General features: G+C 43.9%; 1 protein-coding gene. It reads left to right on the forward strand.

Annotated elements, in window-relative coordinates:
• Positions 1 to 127: 127 nt before the first annotated feature.
• Positions 128 to 829 (forward strand): hypothetical protein, encoded by a 702-nt coding sequence (locus tag HT737_RS30395; protein ID WP_182404674.1) that lies wholly within the window; start codon positions 128 to 130, stop codon positions 827 to 829.
• Positions 830 to 864: the final 35 nt, after the last annotated feature.

The following is an 864-nucleotide window of genomic DNA, read 5'->3' on the forward strand; positions in this document are numbered from 1 at the left end:
CAAACCAAGGTATTTACAAGGATGTTCAACCGTGTCAGGAAAACCTGCTGCTCGAGTTACTGATCTAACCTCCTCCTAATGCTTGGTGCGCCTTAGCTAACTGAATGTATGCAAGAGTGAGAGCCGCATGAGGTTTATCAAAAAAATAATGGCACTGGTAAAGCCAGAACCTAGGCAAGAGCAAATAGCCGGGTACAGCAAACAGGAGCTTAAAAGCTTGTTTGCTCGGCCTTTAGTTCAGACCAACCTACCGGTTCAGCCTCCCACTACTTCATTGGAAAGCGCTGATATCTGCGCATTTTTTTCGCAGTTCCTAATCGACCCTAAAGATTTGGTTGAATTTGAATCACTCGTCGAATCTCACTTCAGAAAAAATACTGAAAGAACCTTCAATGACCTTCCGGTATTTGAATACGAAAGCGCATTGAGCGGAGACCGACTGATATTCTTCGCATCTACTAGAGAATTCAACTCCGTCACGATTCGTTTGATAACTAATAGCCTTGAATTTTTAACGATGCTTAACCGCAAAAAATTTGCGGTTCCTCCACCTTGGTTTGCTTTTGAAGGCTACGAGCCTGCTTGGTGGGGAGGCAGCATGCAAGGTGCTCAAGAGTATTACGACAACAATTACTTTTTCAGTTTTTTCACTCAATTGAGTGACATTGAAAAGCAATCTTATTATTCGAGGTTTGGCGCAACTGATGAGTGGATCGAAAAGGTTAGAATTAATGTACGACACCGAGTGATTTCAACAGGAGCACCTTCGCGTACTCTCACCGGAATGGTTGATGGAACCTTCCGAGACGAACCTATCTCGAAACCATAAGCGCCCCGCTCACGATCAAACAATCGTTATCCAGA

This window comes from Pseudomonas sp. MD195_PC81_125 (assembly GCF_014060985.1).
Taxonomy (GTDB): domain Bacteria; phylum Pseudomonadota; class Gammaproteobacteria; order Pseudomonadales; family Pseudomonadaceae; genus Aquipseudomonas; species Aquipseudomonas parakoreensis.

Excerpts from the sequence above, each read along its gene's own strand:
- HT737_RS30395 (WP_182404674.1), top strand. The coding sequence starts at position 128 with ATGAGGTTTATCAAAAAAATAATGGCACTGGTAAAGCCAGAACCTAGG.